Annotated in this window: 20 protein-coding genes; 4 read left to right on the top strand and 16 right to left on the bottom strand. The window is 43.6% G+C overall.

The genetic code is table 11. The features are described from left to right. Positions 1–211: 211 nt before the first annotated feature. The 4 genes from BC351_RS40565 to BC351_RS40550 all read right to left on the bottom strand — a co-directional run bounded on the left by BC351_RS40565 (position 212) and on the right by BC351_RS40550 (position 3,458). Positions 212–844, bottom strand: a complete 633-nt coding sequence (locus tag BC351_RS40565) for a GntR family transcriptional regulator (protein WP_079421371.1) — start codon at positions 842–844, stop codon at positions 212–214. A 178-nt stretch (positions 845–1,022) separates the two neighbouring features. Then, a complete protein-coding gene (locus BC351_RS40560; RefSeq protein ID WP_079421370.1) occupies positions 1,023–1,271 on the bottom strand; it encodes a hypothetical protein in 249 nt (82 codons plus the stop codon). Positions 1,272–1,429: 158 nt separating this feature from the next. Further along, positions 1,430–2,671 carry a CynX/NimT family MFS transporter gene (locus BC351_RS40555; protein WP_079421369.1) on the bottom strand — a complete coding sequence of 414 codons (1,242 nt, stop codon included), beginning with the start codon at positions 2,669–2,671 and terminating at the stop codon, positions 1,430–1,432. Positions 2,672–2,891: 220 nt separating this feature from the next. Beyond that, on the bottom strand, positions 2,892–3,458 hold the full coding sequence (locus tag BC351_RS40550) for a helix-turn-helix domain-containing protein (protein WP_079421368.1): 567 nt from the start codon (positions 3,456–3,458) through the stop codon (positions 2,892–2,894). A gap of 181 nt (positions 3,459–3,639) precedes the next feature. Between BC351_RS40550 and BC351_RS40545 the strand changes: the two genes are divergently transcribed. Further along, entirely contained in the window at positions 3,640–4,068 is a 429-nt protein-coding gene (locus tag BC351_RS40545; RefSeq protein WP_079421367.1) for an SRPBCC family protein, read from the top strand. 51 nt (positions 4,069–4,119) lie between these two features. Here the strand turns inward: BC351_RS40545 and BC351_RS40540 are convergent, their stop codons facing one another. The 3 genes from BC351_RS40540 to BC351_RS40530 are packed head-to-tail and all read right to left on the bottom strand — an operon-like array spanning position 4,120 to position 7,830. After that, entirely contained in the window at positions 4,120–5,232 is a 1,113-nt protein-coding gene (locus tag BC351_RS40540; protein WP_079421366.1) for a Ger(x)C family spore germination protein, read from the bottom strand. 5 nt (positions 5,233–5,237) lie between these two features. Beyond that, on the bottom strand, positions 5,238–6,326 hold the full coding sequence (locus tag BC351_RS40535; RefSeq protein ID WP_244209351.1) for a GerAB/ArcD/ProY family transporter: 1,089 nt from the start codon (positions 6,324–6,326) through the stop codon (positions 5,238–5,240). Beyond that, entirely contained in the window at positions 6,304–7,830 is a 1,527-nt protein-coding gene (locus BC351_RS40530) for a spore germination protein (RefSeq protein WP_425270970.1), read from the bottom strand. The genes BC351_RS40535 and BC351_RS40530 overlap by 23 nt, the downstream gene beginning before the upstream one ends. A 147-nt stretch (positions 7,831–7,977) precedes the next feature. Between BC351_RS40530 and BC351_RS40525 the strand changes: the two genes are divergently transcribed. Both BC351_RS40525 and BC351_RS40520 read left to right on the top strand, forming a co-directional pair. Next, entirely contained in the window at positions 7,978–9,102 is a 1,125-nt protein-coding gene (locus BC351_RS40525) for an ABC transporter permease (RefSeq protein ID WP_079421365.1), read from the top strand. Beyond that, the gene (locus tag BC351_RS40520) at positions 9,099–9,776 is read left to right on the top strand and encodes an ABC transporter ATP-binding protein (protein WP_079421364.1); all 678 of its coding nucleotides are present in this window, start codon (positions 9,099–9,101) and stop codon (positions 9,774–9,776) included. Before BC351_RS40525 ends, BC351_RS40520 begins: the two co-directional genes overlap by 4 nt. 309 nt (positions 9,777–10,085) lie before the next feature. On the opposite strand, the gene BC351_RS40510 is transcribed toward BC351_RS40520, so the two are convergent. Then, complete coding sequence (locus BC351_RS40510) at positions 10,086–11,498, bottom strand: MDR family MFS transporter (RefSeq protein WP_079421506.1); 1,413 nt, start codon at positions 11,496–11,498, stop codon at positions 10,086–10,088. Positions 11,499–11,512: 14 nt separating this feature from the next. After that, a complete protein-coding gene (locus BC351_RS40505) occupies positions 11,513–12,253 on the bottom strand; it encodes an SDR family oxidoreductase (protein ID WP_079421362.1) in 741 nt (246 codons plus the stop codon). Positions 12,254–12,473: 220 nt separating this feature from the next. On the opposite strand from BC351_RS40505, the gene BC351_RS40500 reads away from it, so the two are divergent. Beyond that, positions 12,474–12,902: a MarR family winged helix-turn-helix transcriptional regulator gene (locus BC351_RS40500; protein ID WP_079421361.1), complete on the top strand. Its 429-nt coding sequence runs from the start codon at positions 12,474–12,476 to the stop codon at positions 12,900–12,902. Positions 12,903–13,195: 293 nt separating this feature from the next. Here BC351_RS40500 and BC351_RS40495 read toward each other — a convergent pair whose 3' ends face one another. The 7 genes from BC351_RS40495 to BC351_RS40465 all read right to left on the bottom strand — a co-directional run bounded on the left by BC351_RS40495 (position 13,196) and on the right by BC351_RS40465 (position 24,251). Next, positions 13,196–16,279: a hybrid sensor histidine kinase/response regulator gene (locus BC351_RS40495; RefSeq protein WP_079421360.1), complete on the bottom strand. Its 3,084-nt coding sequence runs from the start codon at positions 16,277–16,279 to the stop codon at positions 13,196–13,198. A 68-nt stretch (positions 16,280–16,347) separates the two neighbouring features. Further along, entirely contained in the window at positions 16,348–17,943 is a 1,596-nt protein-coding gene (locus BC351_RS40490; RefSeq protein ID WP_079421359.1) for a xylulokinase, read from the bottom strand. Between the two features lie 15 nt (positions 17,944–17,958). Beyond that, on the bottom strand, positions 17,959–19,449 hold the full coding sequence (gene araA / locus BC351_RS40485; RefSeq protein WP_079421358.1) for an L-arabinose isomerase: 1,491 nt from the start codon (positions 19,447–19,449) through the stop codon (positions 17,959–17,961). A 31-nt stretch (positions 19,450–19,480) separates the two neighbouring features. Continuing rightward, positions 19,481–20,191, bottom strand: coding sequence for an L-ribulose-5-phosphate 4-epimerase (gene araD, locus BC351_RS40480; RefSeq protein WP_079421357.1), 711 nt, complete (start codon positions 20,189–20,191; stop codon positions 19,481–19,483). Positions 20,192–20,420: 229 nt separating this feature from the next. Next, positions 20,421–21,575, bottom strand: a complete 1,155-nt coding sequence (locus BC351_RS40475) for a glycoside hydrolase family protein (RefSeq protein WP_079421505.1) — start codon at positions 21,573–21,575, stop codon at positions 20,421–20,423. Positions 21,576–21,623: 48 nt separating this feature from the next. Continuing rightward, positions 21,624–22,646 (bottom strand): dienelactone hydrolase family protein, encoded by a 1,023-nt coding sequence (locus tag BC351_RS40470; RefSeq protein WP_079421356.1) that lies wholly within the window; start codon positions 22,644–22,646, stop codon positions 21,624–21,626. 63 nt (positions 22,647–22,709) lie between these two features. Further along, a complete protein-coding gene (locus BC351_RS40465; RefSeq protein ID WP_079421355.1) occupies positions 22,710–24,251 on the bottom strand; it encodes an extracellular solute-binding protein in 1,542 nt (513 codons plus the stop codon). Positions 24,252–24,269 lie beyond the last annotated feature (18 nt).

The raw sequence follows: 24,269 nt of genomic DNA, 5'->3' as shown, positions 1-24,269 counted from the left end.
AACCTCCTACTGAATTGTTTTATAGTTCACTACTATAACAAAGACGACCACAACTGACAACCCCATACAACATTTAAAGTTGTATGTTACTATATGTATCATTTAGCGGTCAATCCATATTTAAACAAGGTGCTTACTTAAAAAAATGCAGCACAAAAAAGCCTGTTGAAGAATATCAACAGACTGAAATGATCCAAAAAGGGCTTTTTTACTATTCTTTGTTTTCTACAGAATTGTTATTAATAAAAAGATTTGTTCGCTGATACGTATAACTATCACCAACTACAACAAGAATGTCATGTTCTCTTAGAATAACATGAGGTCCGGGAGAGATAGCTACCTCTGTGCCTCGACGTAGTGCAACGATCGTCGCACCGGTATTTTGCCAAAATTGAAGATCGGAAATGGTTTTCCCCACTACATGGGAGAATTCATTCACGTTTATTTCTATTGGATTGTAAATCTTCAGATTTTGAAGACGGTCCGAATAATTAATAATTTCAGTAAGAATCATGTCAAATTTATGATCCATTTTCTTCTTTTCAACTAATAATAATTCTAACTCTTGTTTGAGCGAATAAACCGACTTCAAGTAGTTATTTTTTGTTATATAGTCATATGCCCTTTGATCAGATAAAACAATGATTTCTTTGCCTTGTGAGACAGAAACAATGTTTTCATCCTTTAATAGACCAATAGCTTTTCGAATTGTTTCAGGTGAAACATGATATTGACTAGCCAATAGGGAGCGTCCTGAAATTTTTCTTTGTATTGAGAACTCACCACTTACAATCCTTTGAGCAATATCTAGCGCTATAGACTTATAGCCAGAAACTTCTTGCATGTATTCTTCTCCTGCCCTCTTTGAAATATAGCAACTACACCCCACTCGCAAACACTTACATTATATCAAATTTATCACACAAGTATGCAAATACATTTCTTATTCGTGATAATGTTCAGATTCCACCTTGAATCGCCATGCGCGCCGCACATAAAAAAAGCCGTTCATGATGAACGACTCAAGTTACTAACACATTTTCCTTTTGATCTGGCACACACTCTAAATTAATGCCCATAAATCGCACCTTATCTGGGACCATTATTTCAAAACGTTCAAAGTTTTCATCATACGCCGCTACTCGCATGTACGTTCTGTAATTAAGTGTGATCTTTACAGGTTTTTTCAAACCTTCACGCCTCCACCTAAAGTCATCTACTGCCTTTAATACTTCTTCGGTTGCATCTTTCAATATTAATTTATTTGTCATAGCAGAGCACTGTCACCCAACCTAAAATTTATGTTTATTAAATTATATAAACATAGTCAGCCGTTTGTCTAATCAAGTTTTGATAAAGAAAAAAAGCACTCGTAATGAGTACTTTCAGTCTCTAGAACACGGAGCGCGCTGTAGAATTGTGGCTGACATTAATCAAGGTAACTTGAGTTTGTATGTTTCGGGTTATTTCGGCTGCCTACAAAACGGTTTCTTGCTGCTCCTATACCGACTAAAAAGAGTAAGACCGAAGCGCCAAGCAGAATGAAAAGCGGCAGGTTCCAACTATTTGTCGCATCATGCAGAAATCCTATAAGGGCAGGACCGATTGCGGCAAGAAGATATCCGACCGCTTGCGCCATGCCAGACAGTTCCGCTGCTTGATGCGCATTTTCGGTACGTAAACCGAAAAACATCATGGACAAACTAAAGGCGCAGCCTCCACCAATTCCGAGTATGATAATCCACAACAGAATTATATTGGAGCTTCCGTATAGAAGTCCGAGCGTTCCCGTCATAAGCAATATGATGGTGATAACCACTAACAAACGTTGGTTAGACATGCGCCCAGCAATAACGGGGACAATAAAGGTAAATGGAAGCAGAGCCAACTGCATGATCGAGAGGTACCATCCTGATTGGTTTGAGTCAATTCCTTGCTGCTTTAGTATTTCAGGCAACCATGCGATCAACACATAGAAAATCAGGGACTGTATACCCATAAACAAGGTTACTTGCCAGGCAAGAGGGGATCGCCAAACATTCACATCGTTGCTGGCCATCTGTTGACTCGTCGTGGTTGTTGGCTTCGTTCGATTTCTTAATTGGGGTAACCAACAGAGGATCGATACAAAGCTTAGAATCCCCCATATTCCCAATGCTCCCTGCCATTTCAGACCTGCGTTCACGGCTAGCGGTACACTGATTCCCGATGCGATTGCTCCAAATAAACTCATTGAAATCGAGTAAACACCTGTCATGGAGCCAATTTTTTTGGGGAAATCCCTTTTGATTAAACTTGGCAATAATACATTACATATGGCAATCGCGAATCCAAGAATTGCTGTCCCCATATACAGATTAGCTGCGCCGGATAAAGAACGTATTACAATGCCAACAGTTAGAAAGATTAGGGCAATCAAAATGATACGTTCAGCCCCATACCTTCGTCCTAATTTTGGTACTAATGGCGATAATATAGCAAAGGCAAGCAAAGGTACCGTTGTTATCAGGCCTGCTAATGTATTTGAAATACGAACGTCATCCCTTATGAAACTCGTTAACGGACCGACTGAGGTTAACGGAGCACGTAAATTAGCTGCAATAACAATAATGCCGAGAATTATCAGCCCTATAGAGGATGGTACGAATTTTTTATTTGGTTTGTTCCGCATTCTTCGTTTCTCCTTCCTGAATTCATACGTATTTATTTCTTGCTGATTGACAAACTATAATATAACATTCGCGCGAACAACAAAAGTATATTATAGTATACTATTTTTATCAATAAGTATTTTATAAAATACCTGAATTCATCTAAAAACAAAAATACAACTCCGAATTCCCGTCATGGAATTCGGAGTTGTATGTAGGAAGTGGAATTTTTTCGGCTTTTTAGAAACCATACTTTAAGGATATATGGAGCACTGTTTCGCTATTCGTATGATTGGTATAAGAGTGAGGACAATCTGCACGAAAACTGATCGTATCATATTGATTCAATGTGTAAGTCTCTCCATTGACTTGAATTTCAATGGAACCAGTCATTACTGTCGCAATTTCAGTTGTATTCACATGATGTCCTTCAGGGTGATACGAGCTATTTGGCTGTAAGTAAGCCCGACACATTTCAATATCGCTACTTGCGTTTTTAAAGACTGGCTCAATGATCCAATTTTTTTGATCATTAGAAAACCGCAGTCCTTCGCCTGCTCGATACAAACTAACAGGGTCTTCTGATTTGAACAAAGCCAATAGCGGTAAAGATAAGCCTTTGGAAATTTTCCATATAATCGCCAAAGTTGGATTTGTCTCACCACGTTCGATATTCCCCAGAGTAAGTTTGCTTACACCCGTTAATTCCGCTAAGTCGTCTAAGCTCATGTTTTTTTCTTTTCTGTACTTTTTCAAGGCACCGCCGACTTGTAATACAATTTGTTTTGATTCATCGATTTCACTCACTTGATATTCACCTCAACAAAAAACATTTATAGCTAGTATATTGTTTATCTGGACTTTTTTCCATTCCTCCCGAAACCTCGTACGTCGGAAGCAACATAGCAATCCAAAAGAAACTATTAGTTTCATCATATGTTATCATAAGTACCAAGCATAAATTATTGCAGTTAGAAGGGAGTAAGACATGGCAAATATCGAGCACTTGCAAACCGTACATGTTCCAGCGTCGAAGGTGTATGCAACTTTAACCACCGCTGAAGGACTGTCCGAAATATGGACCAATGAACTCATTATTAATAATCAGATTGGCTTTATTAATGAATTTCGATTTGGCAGCAATGACATAACTAAGATGAGAATAGAGGAATTGATCACTAATAAAAAAATCGTTTGGCAGTGTATAGATTCAGATCCAGAATGGATTGGTACGATTATTTCCTTTGATATTCAAGAGAAGAACGGGAAGTCTTTTATTACTTTGCGTCATATGAACTGGAAAGAAGTAACGCCATTTTATCGCTCCTGTAACTACAACTGGGCTATTTTCCTTTATAGTCTCAAATCCTATTGTGAAGATGGCGATGGTATCCCCTATCATAAACGTAAGTTTTAATGATTTTACGAAAGCTTAGCCGCCCATTCTGGGCGCACATGCAAAGTAAGCTTAGTTTACTATCCCTTTCTTCGTAATTTCTACCTGAATATTAGGAACAAAATGCACTTTTTGATAGTTGCTCCCCCAGTCTTCCTTTTGTTTCTTCCAACTATCGGGATGGAACGCCCTGAGTTTTCTGCCGATACCTAGTCCATCACAGCGGGCATTTTGCATTTTTTTTATCGTTTCATTTATCAAGAAATTCATCTCTTTAGAAAGTAACTGATTTAATTGAGCAACCACTTCTTTATCATCTAAGTGACTTTTCGGGTATTCTACGATACTCACCTTCCATTTTAAATCCAGCATAACCGTAATTTGATCGCCTGATTGAGCCTGTATTTTCATTTTTCGCTTCGATTTATTAATATTAAATGTCAAAAAATCATAACCGTTCTGACCTTTACTTATTTTTCGGGTGAATCTCGCCACTTTTCCCTTGTCGTCTTTCATCAATAAATACATGGTAGATTCATCTGAACTTAGTATCCCTGTAAATTGACGTTTATGAAACATGGCGCTTTGCGAAACGTCCACTCGTTTCCCATTTTTGATGAGGTATGGAAGAACAAAGTCTTCTCCAGAGTCCTTTATCACAGGATAAATCGTTTCTACGGTCACTTTGGGAACGCTTGTCGTCAATTCTTTGCTCTTAATCAATTCATCAATTTCTTCTTCAATTAAGACATTCCCTACTTTTTTAAGGGAAAGCAAGTCTGACGCCTTCCCTTTCACCACTCCGATCCTCGCATTTAGAGCGCTCTTCGGATCGCGGTAAATATTATCAAGAATCGGATAAATATCTTGTTTGGCTTGTTCCTCTCCAATAAGAATGATCCGATTTCTGTAAGCTCGAAGAAACCGGGATATTTTATCATCTATTTTATCACGGCCTTCCAGTGTCGTATTACTATCTGTATAAATAATATCGTTTTTAGGACTCTGTTGTTCGATTCCAGCCATGTCCCGTATGACAAAGGTGGAGAGAAGCTTTCCATCGGGTGCGAGATCAAACCCTGTTCCATAAAGCAAACGAGCATTTTTTAAAAGATCTTGATCCCAACACCCGGTCATCCATAAGAGAATAAAAATAACCGTGATTGAAAAGAAACACTTTTTCATCCGACTTACACTCTCCTTGTTCTTGTAAAATACGAGAAGATGAGCAGGATCAAAGGAAGCCCAATCACCAGGACATAATGAGACATCCTAATGATTCGATCGATAAGGGCAGTGATCGATGGGTCCTGAGCAATCATAGCCAGAATAAAGATAATGATCGCGGCATAGGGGACTGCCTTTTTATGTTCCCCCCCGTGAAAGAGACGACCCAATCCAGTTGTCGCCATAAATAACCAAGAGACAATAGCCGTACTAGCAATAAAAACCCATAAAGATAGAAAGATTAAATCGATTCGTTGAATGAGTTGGAAAGAAAATCCTTTCAGCATATAGAGCAGAGGTTCCTCAATCGCGGGCATGACCGACGGGCTGAAGATGACTAAACTAGTAAACACCTCAAATGAGTAAAAAAGGGTAATCACCAGATTCCCCAAAGATGCTGCCTTTAATTTCTCCCCGTTTGTCCCTTCTACAAAAGGATAGATCACCAATATCACTTCATACCCGATTAAAGGAAACAACGCCTCGTTCGCAGCTTCGAAGATTTTCCCCCATCCAGATTCCATTATAGGAAATATATAATCGATATTCATATTGACATAACCCATCAAGGATAGTAGTACCATTACAATGATCGTCAACGAAGAAATGACAAACAGTCTGGCTATCACTCGAATATTTTCCTTAACCAAATATATACAAGTGAGGAGGGTGAGAATTAATAATGCCCATCTTGGCGTACTTTGGAGAACCCATTTTCCTATGACATCGGCAAATAAGGTTAAAACCTTTCCCGCTGAAAATAGAAAATAGCCAATATACACAAGGCCAAGCAGATTCCCAATAAGTTTGCCAGCGATTTTCGGTAAGAAGCTGAATATCGTATCGGAAGGAAACCGTCTGCAAAGAGCCCATAGAATCAATATAATCACTTGTACGCCCAGCCCGGCAATTAATGTTGAAATCCACCCGCCTCCCTTGGCTATAGCCTGCATGTTATGAGGAAGAGATAAAATGCCGACCCCCACCTGTGATTGGATGACAAAAAACATGAGCTGCCTTTGAGTAATTCTACTCTTTTCCGGAATCATCATGTTCCCACCCCCTTGGATTTTTCACTTGATTTAACTTACTTGGATGCGGGTCATGAGGGCGCTGATTCAAGCTCCAGATTGGAAAGCGTGTTAGTGCATCCTTCATATCTTTGATTCGAAGCGGCATAACAGGCGCGAAATAGGCTGTACCAAAGCTTTCTAATTTACATAAGTGGATTAAGATGAAAAGAAGGCCAAACGTGATACCGATTAAACCAAACATCGCGGCCAAGATCATAAGCGGAAAGCCCAGAATGCGAGTGGCCGTACTTATTTCGCTTGACGGGGCAACAAACGACGCAATAGCGGTTAAGGCAACAACGATGACCATAGGATAGGAAACTAATCCGGCCCGCACGACAGAATCACCGATGACCAAGCCGCCAACAATACTTACGGTTTGACCGATTCGGCTCGGCAGCCGAATTGCTGCTTCACGCAGTACCTCTAAAGCAATCTGCATAAAAAGAGCCTCCACGATCGGTGGAAATGGCACTCTATCAATACTGCTTTTGACGGTATATATCATATTTGAAGGAAGAATTTCCGGATGGAAGCCAATAATCGCAATATATAAAGCAGGTCCTAGAGAGGCAATGATGAAGCTCACCAGACGAATCAATCGAATGAACGATCCGACAATCCACCTGCTGTGATAATCATCTGGGCTTTGATAAAAGGCAAAAAAAGTCACAGGCAAAATAAGCGCGGACGGATCTCCATCCGATAAAATAACAACACGGCCTTCCATGAGATGGGCTACCGCCCGATCCGGTCTTTCCGTAAATAAGATTTGTGGAAAGAGAGAAAAAGAGTTATCTTCAATCCATTCGGCAATGTATCCAGGTGCGATCACGGTGTCCATCGCAATAGAACTAAGTCTGTGATCCACTTCTTGGACCAGATCCTGATTCGCCAGATCCTGCATATAAAGCAGAGCTAATTTGGTTTTGGTTGCCTTTCCGACCTTGTAATAACGAACGACCAGGTTCGTATTCTCAACGCGCTTACGAACCAAATAAAGATTCGTGATGAGGTTCTCTATAAAACCATCATGTGCGCCGCGAACGACAGCTTCGTTCACTGGCTCTGATATATTCCGTTTATTAACTGCTGCTACATCGAAAATAAAAGCTTCTGCGATACCTTCGAAAAACAAAGCGCAATTCCCTTGAACTAAGGCCTGAGATACCTCATTCAGATCCGTTTTCTTCGTAATCTCCATCGAAGTAACGAGTTCATCTACGGTTCCTTCTTTTTTTTCTTCTATGGGCTTAAGGATTTCTTTTTGAATTCTCTGTTGGTCAGAGAGTGATTCCAAAAAGATGATAAGACCCTCCAATTGATTAAACCTAATGCTCCGCCACTTCAGATCACTCGAATGGAACAACTGGTTTTGAATGTATGCCATATTGGGGGGCAAAGAAGGGAAAACTTCCGTTTCCATTAATGGTCTTTTTTCTTCCATGCCCTTCGAAATCAGTTTTCTTAATAGATTCCTCATTCCTGCTCCACCCACACTCAAACCAATTTTCATTAATTTACCCAGTATAATCAACATTATCCAACGTAGATTCACTTGTAACATGCTGTTCATTTGCCGTTCATTTTCAATATCTATACTTTGGATATTACGAAGGAGGGAAGCAACATGTATTTAGCTATTCGAGAAATGAGGTTTGCTAAGGCCCGGTATACGTTAATCGCTACAATTATGGTGCTTGTTTCATTTCTTGTTCTGTTTGTCACTGGTCTTGCACAGGGGCTTGCCTATGATAACGCGGCTTCCGTTAAGAATATGGCTGCAACTCATTTTGTCTTGGAACAGGATTCTAATCACCGCTTCACTAGGTCTCAGATCGATCAGAATCAACTTGAAAAGGCTGGATTAATCGTGGGAAAAGAGCATGCAGAGCCGCTTGGTGTAAAAATGACAACGATTATTCCATCTGATCGTACGGAGAAGATTGATGTCACACTGCTCGCGGTCAATCTCGATGGCTGGCTAGCGCCAACAGTAACAGAAGGTTCGTCCCTTTCAGATCAGATAAGCGGACAAGTTCTCGTTGATCAAAAGCTGTCTGCTTCTGGAGTCAAAATAGGCACAATCATTGCCGATCAAGCTACAGGAACAAAATGGACTGTAAACGGATTTGTGAAGAACGAGTCATTCAGTCATACACCGGCTGTTTTTCTTAATAAACAGGACTGGCTTAATCTCCAGGCGAAGACACTTACTCGTCAAGGAACTAAATCAGCAGATAATCAAGTTTACAATGCGATTGCCATTAAAGACTCGAACGAGAAAGTTAAGGATCTTCAGGCCGCGCTGCCCAATACAGAGGTTATTACGAAGTCTGAGGCAGTATCAGCGATTCCTGGATACAAAGAAGAGCAAGGCTCTCTTATGATGATGATTGTATTTTTGTTTGTTATTTCTGCTTTTGTATTGGCAGTATTCTTTTATGTCATTACGATCCAGAAAACCAGTCAATTTGGTATTTTGAAAGCCATCGGTACACGTACTGCCTATTTAGCTAGGAGTGTGACGATGCAAGTTTTGCTCTTATCAGTCGGCAGTTTGGTCATTAGCGTCCTGCTGGTACAATTGTTTGAGGCTGTATTGCCAAGTTCTATGCCATTTCAATTAGGCTTCTCCACCTTGGCACTTACTTGCTTGTCCTTTGTAGCAATGTCTCTGGCCGGGTCGCTATTTTCGGTGTGGAAGGTCGCCAAAATTGACGCTTTGGATGCGATAGGGAGGACAGCAGCATGAGAAACAGACTTGTTTTACAGGAGATTACACGGACTTTTGAGGATGGCGGTATCGAAAGAACGATTTTGGATAAGCTAAATCTTGAGGTTGTCGAAGGTGAACTGGTCGCGGTAATGGGACCTTCTGGCTCAGGAAAGAGTACATTTCTGTCCATAGCAGGAGCACTTCTTGAACCTACGAGTGGGGATGTTCTACTCGATGGAGAATCTATCATTGGTAAAAACAAACAAGAACTTTCTGAAATGCGACTTCGAAAAATCGGATTTATTTTTCAAAGCGCCAACTTAATCCCTTACTTGAAAGTGGACGAACAACTGATGGTAGTAGCCAAGCTTGCCGGAATGGACAAGGAGAAGGCTGCCAAACGAGCAAAAGAGTTACTCGATAAGATGGGATTACTTCATCGTCGAACGGCATATCCTGAGAAGCTTTCAGGAGGGGAACGTCAGCGGGTCGCTATCGCAAGAGCCTTAATGAATGACCCAGCTGTCCTGTTCGCAGATGAACCGACAGCAAGCTTAGATGCATCTCGAGGTCATGATGTAGTAAGCATGATCGCGAAACAAGTAAAGGATCAGCGAAAAAGCGCCGTTATGGTTACGCATGATGACCGAGTGCTGGCACTTTGTGATCGAGTGCTTTTCCTTGAGAATGGGAAACTTATCAAAAAATAAGGCAAGCCTCCAAATTCACCTTCTGCTTAAAAATGCAGCAGTGGAGGACACAAACAAAGGAGCTAAGCGGTACAAGCCGCTTAGCTCCTTTTTCATTCCCGTCTTTGTCCGTTCCGATGGGGTCATGCAGGGAAAAATCTTCCTCGTTTTCTTCAACGAACGCAGGTGCATCAGGATTTCGTTCTCGATACAACGAGCTGCGAGGGACTTGGCCCCTCCCGCGACGGGACTTTCACCGAGTAGAAGATGCATGCCACTGGGCACGCCAAAAAGAAAAGAGGATGAACTTTCTTCATCCCCTTGCTGGCGTCAAATGCTTGAATGACTTATCCCGTCGCGCTTAACAACAACCCGCCGGATAAAGATGCCGATAATCAAACCTATAATCGAGACGATTAGCGAAAAGAAGAACGCGTTCCGGGAGCCGAATGCTATCGCGTCGGCCATTCTATCGAGAGAATTCGACAACATGGAATCCTGCAAGCGCGTACCCGTCCCTCGTGCTAAGAGACTGACGGCAATAGCCGTTCCGATCGCGCCTGTCACCTGTTGAAGCGTACTCATGACAGCTGTGCCGTGTGGATGCAGAGCAGGCGGCAACTGGTTCAGCGCGTTCGTCTGCGCTGGCATCATCACCATCGAGATTCCAACCATCAGTCCAATATGAAGGGCGACGATCCATCCCGCTGAGGAAGAAGCCGTTATCCAGCAGTAGAACCCTAACGTTGTCGCAATGACCAAGAAGCCTGGGATAACCAGCCGCTTCGGACCGTGCTTATCGAATAAACGCCCCATCGAAGGGGAGAGGATTCCGTTCAATGCGCTGCCCGGCAGTAGCAGGAGGCCGGTTGTGAATGCGGAGAACTTCAAGCTGTTCTGCAGATATATGGGTAAAATAATCATGCTGGACACAATAATCAACATGCCGATCAAAATGATTGATTGCCCCACTGTGAACATCGGGTACCGGAAGACGTTTAAATTCAGCAATGGCTGAGGTATGGTTAGTTGCCGAAGCACGAACAACGCAAGGAATACGATTCCGATCAGAAGGAATACCGTAACCGCCATGCTTGTCCACCCCGCCTCCGCTTCGCCGGCCTTAGAGAAACCGAATACGACAGAGCCGAAACCGATAGTGGATAATACGATAGACAACAAATCGATCGGCGGCTTCGTACGCTTCGTTGCATTTTCCAAGTACCTCAGTCCTATTAACAGGCCTATCCCTAGTAACGGCAAGGAAAACCAAAATATGTAACGCCAGGACAAGTATTCAATCAGCAGCCCTGATAAGGAGGGGGCGATGGCAGGCGCGAACATGATGACGAGGCCGACGGAGCCCATCGCCGCGCCTCGCTTCTCTGGCGGATAAGCGACAAGGATCATATTGAATAAGAGCGGAAGAAGCAGGCTCATGCCGATTGCCTGCAGAACACGGGCTGCCAATAACATCTCGAAACCAAACGCCATCGCCGCAATCAAAGTGCCGGTTATCGAACTCACAAGCGAGATGATGAACAACTGCCTGGAGGTGAACCACTGCAGCAACAATCCGGTCATCGGCATAAGGATGCCGAGCGTCAGAAGGTAGCCTGTCGTTAGCCATTGCGCGGCAGAGGCCGATATGTGGAAGACTTCCATCAGATGGCTGATGGCGATATTCAACGCCGTCTCACTGAACATGCCGACGAAGCCGCAGACGAGCAAGGACGTCATCATAAGGTTTCGATGATTCAATTCATTCCTCCGTTAACATGAATGGTCTGACCGGTTATCCAATCGGCATTATCGCTCACTAGGTATTCAATGACATTGGCGATATCCACAGGAGTACCCAGGCGGCCAAGGGAGTTCATGCCCTTCATGAACTCAAGTTCTTCTTCTGACTTGCCAACGAAGAAATGCTCGGTTTGTATCGGGCCAGGTGCTACTGCATTGACGGTAATTTGTTTGGAACCGAATTCCTTGGCTAACTGACGAGTAAGGTGTTCAACCGCACCCTTGGTGCTCGCATAGACACTCATATCAGGGAAGGTTAGTTTCGTCCCTGCTGTAGAGATATTCACAATTCTCCCGTTGCTTTCCATATGCTTCCACGCTTGCTGACAAGCAAAGAAGACCCCTTTGACGTTAACCGCGAATTGATGTTCGAACTCCTTCTCAGTCACCTCGGACAAAGGGTTGTTCGTCATCACCGCCGCATTGTTGATCAGAATATCCACTTGGCCGAACTCAGCCATCGTCTTGGCGAACATCTCCTCAATCTCATCTATTCTGCTGAGATCGGCGCGAACCGCCAACGCTTTTCTTCCATTGCTCAAGATCGTATCCACCAAAGCAAACGCATCCTCTGCGCTATTCGAATAATTGATGACCACCTTGGCCCCCAATTCCGATAACCGCTCGGCAATGCCGCGTCCAATTCCTCTAGAAGATCCGGTAATCAACGCTACTTTTCCATTCAATGAATTCATGTCTAAATCCTCCAGTTTTCTTGTGTATTGGTGTGCAATTAAGTTGGGTAATTGATTGTTCAAACTTTAACACTTAGAATTCTAATAGTCAATATATATTTTACTCGACTTCTATCCGTATCCTAACTAACCAGCGGTTCCGTTGACACTACTCATTCATTCTTATATAGTTTTAGTACTTACAATTAGAAATTTAATCGTTAGACAGGAGGAGTCCAGCATGGATACCAACCACGACACCCCGTTTCTGGAAATGCTGCAGCTTATCGGGCTCAAATTAAAGAAACAAGCCGATGAGAGCATTAAAGAACTAGGCTTGAATTCTCAGCAGGGAAAATTAATAGCCTTCATCCATGAACATCAGGAGCAAGGCCTTATTCAGAAAGATCTCTCCGAACGTTTCCATGTGCGCGGAGCAAGCATCACAAGCATGCTTCAGGGACTTGAGAAGAAGGGCTATATCGAACGGAAGATCCCCGCTCATAACGAACGGCAGAAGAACATCTACGTCCTGCCCAAGGGCCTTGCCTTGATCAATGACTTCGAAATATCCTTCCAGCGGGTAGAAGAGAAGATCGTTCAGAATCTCAACATAGACGATCGGGAAGTTCTTCAACAACTTTTGACGAAGATCAATCAAAATCTGTAGTCAAAGTTGAGATTATCCCCACAAGGGTTGTGGTGCAAGAATTGAGGCATTCAACAGCAGAAAGGACAGACGAATTATCCGCCTGTCCTTTCCTAATCATATGCATGGCCTCGGTTGCCTTCAACGTCTGTTCTGTAGTGCGAAACGTTATGAAACCAAGATTTGGTTTCGACATAATCACCCAACAAACGGAATCAGACTCGTAAAAAAAAGCAGTGACGGACTAAGGTTCGAAAAGACCTAGACTGCCGCGCTGCTTTAATTGTGCGCGATGATTCAAAAAATGAACCCCACTACTCTTCACCTTTCCTTGCTGGGAACGTGATTATCGTACCCATGTCTTTGTTGCTATAGATGTCAAGTCCGCGGCCATAGATCTGACGGAGACGACGGTTTGTGTTCCGTAACCCGATACCGACTGGCGCTTCAGACTGATCCTGCAACACCTGATTCAGGATCTTTTCGTCAAAGCCAACCCCATCGTCCGACACCTGGATTTCGACATAGTCGCCACGCTCCTCCACGGAGATTCGCACAGTTCCTCCTCGAATCCGCTTCATAATGCCGTGGCGAACACCGTTCTCCACCAATGTCTGGATCGAAAGTGGAGGAACCAGAGTCGACAGCAGCCGTTCAGGAACGTCCCACAGTACGCGAAGCCGATCGTTGAATCTCTCCTGCTCGATAAACAAATAAGCACGAACCAATTTTAACTCTTGCTCAAGCGGTACCAATCGTTCAGAATTGCGAAAATCGAAGCTTGCTCTCAAGTATTCACCAAACACAGAAAGTAATCTCTGCATCCGTTCGGCATCAATTTCCTTCAAAGCAGCGATTGAGTTGAGAGTATTAAACAGAAAATGTGGCTGTACCTGAGCTTGCAGGAAGGCTGCCTCAAAACGCATCCGTTCCGCAGTCGTCGATTTCAACTCTGTGAGTGCCTGCACTCGGTGCTGCAACTCTAGACTATCCGCTGGTTTGGTCACATAATCATTGGCCCCGGCCTGGAAGCCGGCTGCTATATCTTCGGGCCGACTGCGAGCGGTTAGCAGCAGCACTGGCAATTCGGACATCGCGAATCGCAGCCGGATTGATCGTGTCAACTCATAGCCTGACATGCGGGGCATCATAATGTCCGACACGACCAAATCCCACTCTCTAGTGTCGATTAGCTTTATCGCGTCATGTGCTGAAGTAACGGTAATTACATGGTATTGGTGCTGTGGCAGCATTTCCTTCAAGATGCGTAGATTAATCGGGTCGTCATCTACAATAAGCACCCAAGGTTTTTCAGCTTTTGCTTCGGTAGCTGAGGTAGGCTTCGGGATTTTAAGTATTTCCTCCGTGGTTGTCTGTTTCAAGAGTGTCTTCTTCGGCTTCGTTAATTCGGATGTAACCTCTGGCTTTGCTGTTGCTGGCGCTAAAGGCATTGTAAGCTTGAAGAGAGAGCCCTTTCCCAGTTCTGACTCCGCCTCAAGCGCCCCGCCATGCAGCTCGGCAAGTTGACGGCTTATACTCAACCCCAGTCCAAGACCGCCTCCCCCTGCTGTTAGGCTAGAGTCCGCCTGCTCGTACGGTTGGAATATCCGCTTCATTACTTCCGGATGGATGCCGATTCCTGTATCCTCCACTTCTAGCACCCCTAACTCCCCACGAACGAACCCCCTAATGGCGATATGTCCTTGGGTCGTAAACTTTACCGCATTGTGGAGCAGATTGAATATAATTTGTACCATCCTGTTTTCGTCCATTAGTACCGATGGGAATGATTCGGGAATTTCATTGCGCAACTCGATAGATTTTCCTTCTATCATGAACCTAATCATATCGATTATGCCATCAACAGAAGGTTGTACCTGTACGGATTGCGGATGCAGCCGAAGTCCTTTGTTCTGCAGCCGTTCCAGGTCCAAGAGATCATTCAGCAGCAAGGACATTCGATTGCCTACCGTTACCAAAAGCTTTAACCGTTCCTGTACGTCTTGGGATACGATTTCTTGCTCCAACACGCTGCGCGCTATGCTAATCATCCCATGAAGCGGATTGCGAAGTTCATGGGAAGTGTTCGCGAGAAAATCATTTTTTTGTTTATCCGCTTTTTGTAATTCGGCAGCCAATCGCGCCGTCTGCTGCATATTCCGAAAATACATTCTGAACCAATAACAAGCAAAGGCGATATATACGACAATAAAATCGATTGGATAGAAGTGTACGGAACGGAAAACATAACTAAAATTATTCAAGACGCCCCAAACCAAATTCGCGCTCAGGCCAACACAGGCGAGCCATAAATAGATCGAGTCTCGATCAAGACGCAGCGTAGCGCGAAATGAGAGTACTGGTACATAGATGGTGCCGATAAGCAGAAGAGGGATCGTATACAGATCAACCCAAGCTATATAACTCGTGGGCAGCAGTGCAACCGCAACCGTCAAACTCAGTACCATAATTCCGTAATATCGATGCCAGGGCCATTTCGACAAAGTAGGATACAACTGCTTCATGAAAATGAGCAGCAAGGCCGTTGCCCACAAATAACTCAGTGTATAAAGCCTGAAGCTGATGCCATACGACAGGTTCAGCCATGTGACTAACAGCTTGTCATCCGTGACGAGAACCGACAGACTGATACAGAACATGATCATTACTAGAGTAAACAGCGCCCGTTGCCGGACACCCATAAAGAACAAAACTGACGCATACACCAAATGAATCATCATGACGACACAAACAAGCAGTTGCATCGCCATCGAGAACTGCTTGTGACGCATGATCACGTCTTCAGTTCCGAATTGAATCGATTCGATCAATCCGCCATCCACGTTATTTACGAAATTGGCTACCTCGACGATGATCTCTACTTCAGACCTGTTTGTCGTGAATGTGACATTATAGGGTGTCTCGTAAGCAACGGTATTGTCTGCAGTTTTCCCTGGCTTGCCTGCTGCCCCAAGTTTGGTTCCATTCACGTACAACTCAGAAGCAGACATCGTGGGTGGCATCGCAATTGTCATCCGCTTCTCATCCAATGAATTGTCCAGCAAAATGAGAAGCCGGTAGCTGCCAAATCCAGTCACCTGTTTAGGGTTAGCAAAAAGGCCTTTCCACGAGCCTGGCAAAGCAGCGGAAACGCTGCTTGTATTCATAGCCTCATCATCCGACTGCATGAGTAAACGTTCCGGATAAAACATCCAGACACCCTCCAATAGTATCGGACGGCTCAGAGAGCTCTCGCGAAGATCAAGAACTCCATGCATGGCTATTGCTCGAACGGGGGGCGAGCCGGCAAATATCCAAGTCAGCCGAATCCCAGTTAAGACCATAATAAAAATGAGAGTAATGGAGAGTATTTGTTTGATGTTCATAATAATAATCATTCGACAATCCTGGTTATAAATCCTTTACGGGCATTGGGTTAAGCTGCTGCACCGCATAAAGGGCATACTTATAAATACTCCACAGCGGCCCTTTCTATTGCCAACCCTTGTTTGTACCTTTGCATAAATACATCAAAGCCATTAACGTCCTTTTGCTCAGGTAATATGGTCTTACCGGCTTTCTCTGCAAATATCTTTGTAGTCAAATAATCATCTAAAGTCTCGTTCTTCTCTTTTTCAATCATGTAAGAAGCAAGCAGCGCAATGCCCCAAGCCCCTCCTTCACCTGCTGATTCCATTACGGAGACCGGAACATTTAAGGCAGCTGCCATAATTTTCTGCCCGACTCCTTCCGTCTTGAAGAAACCGCCATGACCCAGGATTTTCTCCAACTTCGCATTTTCTTGTTGTAATAGGATGTCCATTCCAATTTTAAGTGCTCCCAGTGAGGTAAACAGATGGGTTCGCATAAAGTTCGCTAAGTTGAAATTACTATTCGATGTACGTACAAATAATGGACGCCCTTCTTCGAAATGCGTAATGTGCTCACCCGAAAGATAGCCGTAAGCTAACAAGCCACCACCGTCTGGATCGCCTTGCAGCGCTAAATTATACAGCGTGTTGTATAATTGATTTTTATCTATATTTTGTCCTAATACTTTTGCAAATTCATCAAATAAGCCTACCCATGCATTGAGATCAGATGTACAGTTATTAGAATGTGCCATAGCAACCAGACTGCCAGTTGGTGTCGTAACAAGATCGATCTCAGCGTACACTTTAGAGAGTTCCTTTTCCAATACAACCATAGCAAAAACTGAAGTGCCGGCAGATACATTTCCTGTTCGCTCAGCAATACTATTTGTTGCAACCATCCCCGTCCCTGCATCACCCTCAGGTGGACAGATCGGAATCCCTGCCATTAACTCTCCGCTGATATCTAGAAGTCTTGCTCCTTCTTCTGAGAGAACACCTCCATTTTCTCCTGCCACTAACACTTCGGGCAAAATGTTCTCAAGTTTCCACGATAGTTCTCTATCCTTAATTAACTGATTGAATTTTTCAATCATATTGGCACTAAATTTTTTTGTCATTAAGTCAATTGGAAATACACCAGAAGCTTCGCCTATGCCTAGTACTTTTTGCCCAGTGAGCTTCCAATGAATGTACCCGGCCAATGTGGTTTGGAAATTAATTTGGTTAATGTGCTCTTCCTGATTAAGAATGGCTTGATAGAGATGAGCAATACTCCAGCGTTGCGGAATATGATAGTTGAATAAATCTGTTAAAATGCTCGACGCCTGCTCCGTTATATTGTTTCGCCAAGTGCGGAACGGAACTAATTGCTCACCAACCTCATTAAACACCATATATCCATGCATCATGCCGCTAAAACCAATTGCTCCAATGGTTTGTAAAGGAACTCCGTAGCGAGATTTCACTTCTGAAGCCATCTTCTGATAACAGTCTTGTAAGCCACTCCAAATATCCTTTAAACTGTAAGTCCAAATGTGGTCAACATAGCTATTTTCCCATTCAAAACTGCCGGATGCGATTGTAGAGTAGTCTTCTCCGATTAGAACAGCTTTAATTCTCGTCGAACCAAACTCAATACCCAGTGATGTTTTTCCGTTTAGAATTGCATGTCTAATGTCATAACCCATTGACTATTCCTCCGCTCATTTCAACTTCCAAAGCATATCATTCCATTGCAGCTCACGCTGGAGTTGAAGCAAATTCGTATCACGATCGATAAGTACACATTCGATACCAATCATGCTTGCCCAATCAAGAAGCTGTTCTGGAGTAACTTTATATGAAAAAACGGTATGGTGTGCGCCACCGGCCAGAATCCATGCTTCCGCGGACTTTGGCAACGAAGGATGTGGCTCCCAAAGTACACGTGCTACTGGTAACTTGGGCATTGCTTGTGGAGCTTTTACCGCATCAACAGTGTTTACGAGTAGGCGGAATCGATTGCCCATATCGATGACTGTTGCGTTCAATGCAGGTCCTTCTTGACCATCAAATACAAGCCGCGCAGGATCTGCTTTTCCGCCAATGCCTAGTGGTTGAACGATAATTTCTGGCTTATTGGCCGCAATTGTGGGGCAAATCTCCAACATATGTGCACCCAGCACTAACTCTCGACCTGGCTCAAAGTGATAAGTATAATCCTCCATGAACGACGTGCCTTCCCCACCGGCAATCAGTTTCATAATTCTTGTCAGAGCGGCCGTCTTCCAGTCACCCTCTCCTCCGAAACCATAGCCCGCTGCCATAAGTCGTTGAACAGCAAGTCCAGGGAGTTGATCTAATCCATGCAAATCCTCGAATGTTGTTGTGAATGCACCGAAGCCACCTTCAGTCAGGAACGCTTTTAACGCCAACTCAACACGTGCTTGATAGCGAATTGCTTGACGCACCGCGCCGTCTTTGCGACCTTCTGGTGTAAACACATACTCAGCCTCATATTCGTCCATCAAGGCATTCACTTCAGCTTCCGTAACGGCATGAACACGTTGAACGAGATCACCAACACCATAACCGTTGACTGACCAACCAAATTTAATTTGCGCTTCGACTTTGTCGCCTTCTGTTACCGCGACCTGACGCATGTTATCACCGAAACGTGCGACTTTCAGTCGTTTGCCTTCTTGAATAGCAACTGCTGTACGCATCCAACTTCCTACACGTTCTTGAACATCACTGTGAGCCCAGTATCCAGCAACGATTTTACGTGAAATTCCCATTCGAGCACCAATAAATCCATACTCGCGGTCTCCATGCGCAGCCTGATTCGTATTCATGAAGTCCATATCAATCTTGTCCCAAGGGATATCACGATTGTATTGGGTATGCAGGTGCAGTAAAGGCTTACGGAGCTCACTTAAACCTGCAATCCACATTTTGGCTGGGGAGAATGTATGCATCCAAGTAATAAGGCCGGCACATGTATCATCAGTGTTCGCCTCAATACTTAGTCGACGAATTTCATCAGGTGTTGTTAAAACAGACTTAAAAACGATAGAACAAGGCAGATTCCCGCTTGCATTCAGCCCCGCGACAATTTCTTTTGAGTGAATAGCGACTTCTTCAATCGTTTCAGGACCATACAGATGTTGACTACCAGTGACAAACCAGAATTCATGTTTTTTCAATTCGAACATTGAAACCCCTCCAGAAGAAAATGATTTAATCTTACACTGAATTATTGTTATTGCTTGTTTGGCCGTAATAAGCATTTTTGCCATGCTTACGAAGAAAATGTCGATCAAGTAAGATTTGATCCATGGAAGTGCTATTAGGATTTAACTGTTGGGTATTTAAAGCAATCTTCGCCACTTCCTCTAGTACAACCGCATTATGAACAGCATCGTGTGGATCCTTGCCCCAATTAAAAGGAGCATGATTTTTGACCAGCACGCCTGGCACCATTGTAGGATCATAGTCTCGAAACGTTTCTACAATCACATTCCCGGTTTCCAGTTCATAAGCTCCTTTAATTTCTTGCTCGCTCATATCTCGAGTGCAAGGAATTGATCCATAAAAATAATCAGCATGTGTCGTACCTAGCGCCGGAATTGCGCGCCCAGCCTGCGCCCAGCTAGTCGCCCATGGAGAATGCGTATGAACAATTCCACCTATTGTTTCAAATGCTTGATACAGCACTAAGTGTGTTGGCGTATCAGAAGAAGGTCGCAATTTACCTTCAACAATATTGCCCCCTAAATCAACGACTACCATGTCATCCCGTTTTAGCTTTTCGTAAGGTACGCCACTTGGCTTAATGACGACAAGTCCAGAAGGACGATCAATACCGCTAACATTTCCCCAAGTAAAAGTAACGAGTCCGTATTTGGGTAAAGCAAGATTCGCCTCAAGAACGGCTTCCTTTAAAGATTCTAGCAATATTGCACGCTCCTTTTGTCTGACATACATTTCGTCAATTTGATTATAACTTGTACGTACAAGTTTGACAATTATATTTATTTAATTTGAAACTATTTTATAGTTGTACGCACAAATACCTCAAATGATTACAGATTCATCGCGAAAAAAGGAACACTATAGCCCCAATTGGGGTCGTGTTCCTGACGCTGCTATGGTATCTACTGCTTCATGTTCTCATATTCCCCCTTTACCATAGATACAAATCGTTCCCTTTTAGCTTGAAAATCGCTTCCATGAAATAGTAGTCGCCATAAATAATCGCGTGATGATGGTTCACCGAATGATAGGCAGCTGAACCGTATTGAACCAGACAATCACTATCCGTTGTCCAATCAATTCGGATACTATCCAACGTTTTGAGCATCTTCAACGCAGCACCCAGATACAGACTCTTTTCATGCTCGCCTACGACTTTCGCAATTTCAATCAGACCGCATGCTGCAATCGCTGCAGCCGTATCATCCTCGCGCTTCGGTTCTTTCGGCTGACGGAAATCAACCGGAATCACGCCATCCGCAGGAATGTTTGCGATAAAATAGTTGGCAATTCGTTTCGCGGTTTGCAAATAGTCATCCTTTTGCGTATGAATATAGCTCATCATGTACCCATATAACGCCCAGGTCTGCCCTCTCGTCCAGGAAGAGCCTTCTTCATATCCTTGGCCGCCATACGATCTAACTACGCCGCCTTCAAACGGATCAAATTCTACAATGTGGTTCACGGATCCATCCGGTCTGACAAACGCCGTCATCGCCGTATCGGCGTGCTTCATCGCAATTTGCTTGAACCTTGGATCACCCGTTTCTTCCGAAGCCCAGTATAGCAGCGGAATATTAAACATACAGTCGATAATCGCCCAGCCTCTTGTATCGGAGCCCTCCAAATCGTTCCATGCCCGAATAAAGCCGCCTGCCAAATTAAAGCGACCTGCGAGCAGTACAGCAGCATGGAGTGCTCGTTTGCGAGATTCCGGATTCTGCGTCACTTTATAATTCGCTCTACTCGTCGGCAACCACATAAATCCAACATCATGATGCAAACCGTAAAATTCATCAAAACAGCGATCTAATTCTTTTTCGGAGATTTGTGCGATTTCTTTATATTTTTCGTTACCTGTTTCGTGATGCATAAGCCACATCATGCCGCCCCAGAAGCCGTTGGTCCACCAGTTAATTTCATCCGTTTCGGTACCCGTAGGATTGTCCACGATGCGATTATCATGTGTGCCGTTGATGGTCGTGTACGGAATTTTATATTTGGACTTTTCGCTGACCCAGTCCATTTTCAATTTAATTTTGCCAATCACAGTCTCTAGCCAAATTTGGTCTTTTGCCTCAAGCATGCTCATATCTTCTACCCCTTAAGTTTATTTGATTTCAATATCCAAAACTTATTCGGTTAGCTTTGCGTACATCCAATCGTATGACAATCTCCCGCTAATCTCATGAGCACCAGGAAAAAGATCTGTTGCCAAAAGATCTGGCTTTCCAATACTCGTATAAGCAGCTTGAATCACTTCGACTGCTTTTATAAATCCTTCTTTGGGAAAAATCGGATCATCCAAGCCCGACTCGAGAAACAGCGGTCTAGGCGCAATTAAGCTAATCAGTTCCGGTAATTCGGCATGATTCAGAATACCTGGGGTATAGTTACACAAACAATGGTGAACCGCAAGAATACTTTCCTTGAACGTGTTCGGGAAACCTGCTAACACAGTTGCATGCAAGCGCTCGTCTAGGACGGAGGCTATGAAGGCTATCAAACCGCCTCCTGAGAAACCCATGATTCCAATATGTTCTGGGTCTACTTCCTCCAAACCACTAAAGTAATCTAATGTGCATAAAGCCTCTTGAATACGGAGCCCTGTCAATGTCTTACCAACCATTAACAATTGTGCAGCCATCGTATAACAAGAGCTAGGAGCGTTAGGGTCTTCTTTTAAGTCTGACTGTAACCTTCTCTCTCCGAATCCCACGACATCTGGTGCAATTACGACCATTCCACGATGTACAAATTCGAGGGCAAAGTTATGATAAATCCCAGGCTCGCCTTCATCCCATGAGCCGTCTGGATGCATTCCTAGAATTTGTCTACTTCCATATCCGTGACCGTGAACCGCCACTACACCTGGCAGTTTTGTCTTCCCAAATCCTTTAGGTACTAATACATAAGCAGGAAATGTTAATCCTGGCGTGGCAGATAGTTCTACCCGCTTTCTTATATAAGTGCCACAGTCCATTTCCTCCAAAAGCACTGGCGTATGATTTTCTTCCTTCTCAAAAACACCGATGGACCGAGCTAAAACTTCTCTTAAATGTACTTTTCGATCGGTCGCTTGCCTACTGCGATCTAGCCCTTGGTTCATCCTTGATTTATCATATTCAGTTGCCAGAAATTGATCCGCTGCCCACATAAGCTCATCCTCCATATGAAAACTGTCGTAAGAGGAATACCCTTACGACAGTTGCTCATTTTATTATTTTTTCACAGATAAGAAAGCATCAATTTGCTTCTGCATTTCGGTTTGAATTTTTTTCACCGCGGAGCTCGCTTCGGCTTTATATTTATCCCAATACGTTTGCGGGTCCACTACACCATTAAAGATAGGATCCATGTACTTGTCCCGAAGTGTATTCAGTTGAGCAACTTCATTGGCAACTGACGCAGAGTCGAAAGTAAAACCAGCTAATTTGCTCGGTGTAAAGTTTTCAGCTACTGCCGTGTATCTGTTCAGGGCAATCGTCTCCGCGCCTAGGCTTTGATCATAGCGATCCATAGTTGGATTCCAAAGCCATGCATAAGGGAACCACGCATAGTCGTTATCAAGCTTCTTGTACTGATCGTCGCCAACAGGCTCCCAGTTTTTGCCCTTTATCCCGTATGCAAGCAAGTCATAGTTATCCTTTTGCTGTGTCCAGTTTAAGAATTGAATCGCACGCTCTTTGTTTTTGCTAACATGCGTCAGAGCGAGGAAATTCCAAGCTTGGAAAGTAGACACATTCGCTCCCTTCTCTTGTTTAAACAAAGTCACAGCTTCAATTTCGCCATTTACGCTCTTCTTCACCGCAGCCGCATCGTCAGCATTCACACCAAAATCGTTGGCATTGATAATGGCTGCTTTACCCGCTTTATATTCGGCCTTGGCATCTTTGACCGATAACACATCTTGATACATCAATTTATCGGTATATAGTTTTCTAGCATCGATAATCCAGTTCCAAACCGTTGAATCCATTTGATCAAACATGTTGTAGACCTTACCGTCGTTATTTTTCAAAAATAGAACACCATTCGTACCAATTTGTGTATCATCAATGTGGCTATCATAATCAAAAACTTTACGGAAGTTCGCCCAATCCATCGGGCCTTTATTCGAGATAATCGGTGCTATGTTGGTTTCTTTTTCCTTAATGACTTTGGCATAACTAATCAAATCATCGTACGTCTTAATAGGAGCTACGCCATATTTCTCTCTCAAATCTTTACGGACATAAAAGACACGCCCTTGAAAGTAGGAATTGGTAAGCGGGATCGCCATAATTTTGCCGTTATATTTATTAGAATTCCATAATTGTTCGGATCTCGTTTTTAATATATCTGGGCCATATTGTTTGAGTAAATCGTCTAGCGGTTCATAATAGTTGCCTGCTACCATTTGACTCAAGTGAACCCAAGGTGCATCGAATACTAAGTCGACATCCTCTCCAGATGCTAGCGTAACTTGTGTTTTTTGAGTGATGTCGGAGAACGGTACGAAAACAACGTTCAGCTTCACGTTAAGTGTACCCGACATGCGTTTTTCCGCTTCTGCAATCACGGAGTCAAAATCTTTCGGACGATCACCTGGAATCATAATTTTAAGTGTAGCTGGCTCGTTCTTCTTCACAGCTGAAGATTGTTGTGTGTTCGTTGCAGCTGAGGATGTTGCGGATTCCGCCACCTTGTCTCCATTGCTGCAGCCTGCCAACACCGCCATAACGGTAACTGCTGTCAAACCTAAGCTAATCCATTTCTTCATTTCTGTTTGCCTCCCTTT

Source organism: Paenibacillus ferrarius (genome assembly GCF_002027705.1).
GTDB lineage: Bacteria > Bacillota > Bacilli > Paenibacillales > NBRC-103111 > Paenibacillus_E > Paenibacillus_E ferrarius.
This window is presented reverse-complemented; position numbering and strand designations above follow the sequence as displayed.

Bases quoted from the DNA above. Each gene is read 5' to 3' on its own strand.
- BC351_RS40565 (WP_079421371.1), bottom strand. From the start codon at position 844: ATGCAAGAAGTTTCTGGCTATAAGTCTATAGCGCTAGATATTGCTCAA.
- BC351_RS40560 (WP_079421370.1), bottom strand. From the start codon at position 1,271: ATGACAAATAAATTAATATTGAAAGATGCAACCGAAGAAGTATTAAAG.
- BC351_RS40555 (WP_079421369.1), bottom strand. From the start codon at position 2,671: ATGCGGAACAAACCAAATAAAAAATTCGTACCATCCTCTATAGGGCTG.
- BC351_RS40545 (WP_079421367.1), top strand. From the start codon at position 3,640: ATGGCAAATATCGAGCACTTGCAAACCGTACATGTTCCAGCGTCGAAG.
- BC351_RS40540 (WP_079421366.1), bottom strand. From the start codon at position 5,232: ATGAAAAAGTGTTTCTTTTCAATCACGGTTATTTTTATTCTCTTATGG.
- BC351_RS40535 (WP_244209351.1), bottom strand. From the start codon at position 6,326: ATGATGATTCCGGAAAAGAGTAGAATTACTCAAAGGCAGCTCATGTTT.
- BC351_RS40530 (WP_425270970.1), bottom strand. From the start codon at position 7,830: ATGAGGAATCTATTAAGAAAACTGATTTCGAAGGGCATGGAAGAAAAA.
- BC351_RS40525 (WP_079421365.1), top strand. From the start codon at position 7,978: ATGTATTTAGCTATTCGAGAAATGAGGTTTGCTAAGGCCCGGTATACG.
- BC351_RS40520 (WP_079421364.1), top strand. From the start codon at position 9,099: ATGAGAAACAGACTTGTTTTACAGGAGATTACACGGACTTTTGAGGAT.
- BC351_RS40510 (WP_079421506.1), bottom strand. From the start codon at position 11,498: ATGATGACGTCCTTGCTCGTCTGCGGCTTCGTCGGCATGTTCAGTGAG.
- BC351_RS40505 (WP_079421362.1), bottom strand. From the start codon at position 12,253: ATGAATTCATTGAATGGAAAAGTAGCGTTGATTACCGGATCTTCTAGA.
- BC351_RS40500 (WP_079421361.1), top strand. From the start codon at position 12,474: ATGGATACCAACCACGACACCCCGTTTCTGGAAATGCTGCAGCTTATC.
- BC351_RS40495 (WP_079421360.1), bottom strand. From the start codon at position 16,279: ATGATTATTATTATGAACATCAAACAAATACTCTCCATTACTCTCATT.
- BC351_RS40490 (WP_079421359.1), bottom strand. From the start codon at position 17,943: ATGGGTTATGACATTAGACATGCAATTCTAAACGGAAAAACATCACTG.
- araA (WP_079421358.1), bottom strand. From the start codon at position 19,449: ATGTTCGAATTGAAAAAACATGAATTCTGGTTTGTCACTGGTAGTCAA.
- BC351_RS40475 (WP_079421505.1), bottom strand. From the start codon at position 21,575: ATGCTTGAGGCAAAAGACCAAATTTGGCTAGAGACTGTGATTGGCAAA.
- BC351_RS40470 (WP_079421356.1), bottom strand. From the start codon at position 22,646: ATGTGGGCAGCGGATCAATTTCTGGCAACTGAATATGATAAATCAAGG.
- BC351_RS40465 (WP_079421355.1), bottom strand. From the start codon at position 24,251: ATGAAGAAATGGATTAGCTTAGGTTTGACAGCAGTTACCGTTATGGCG.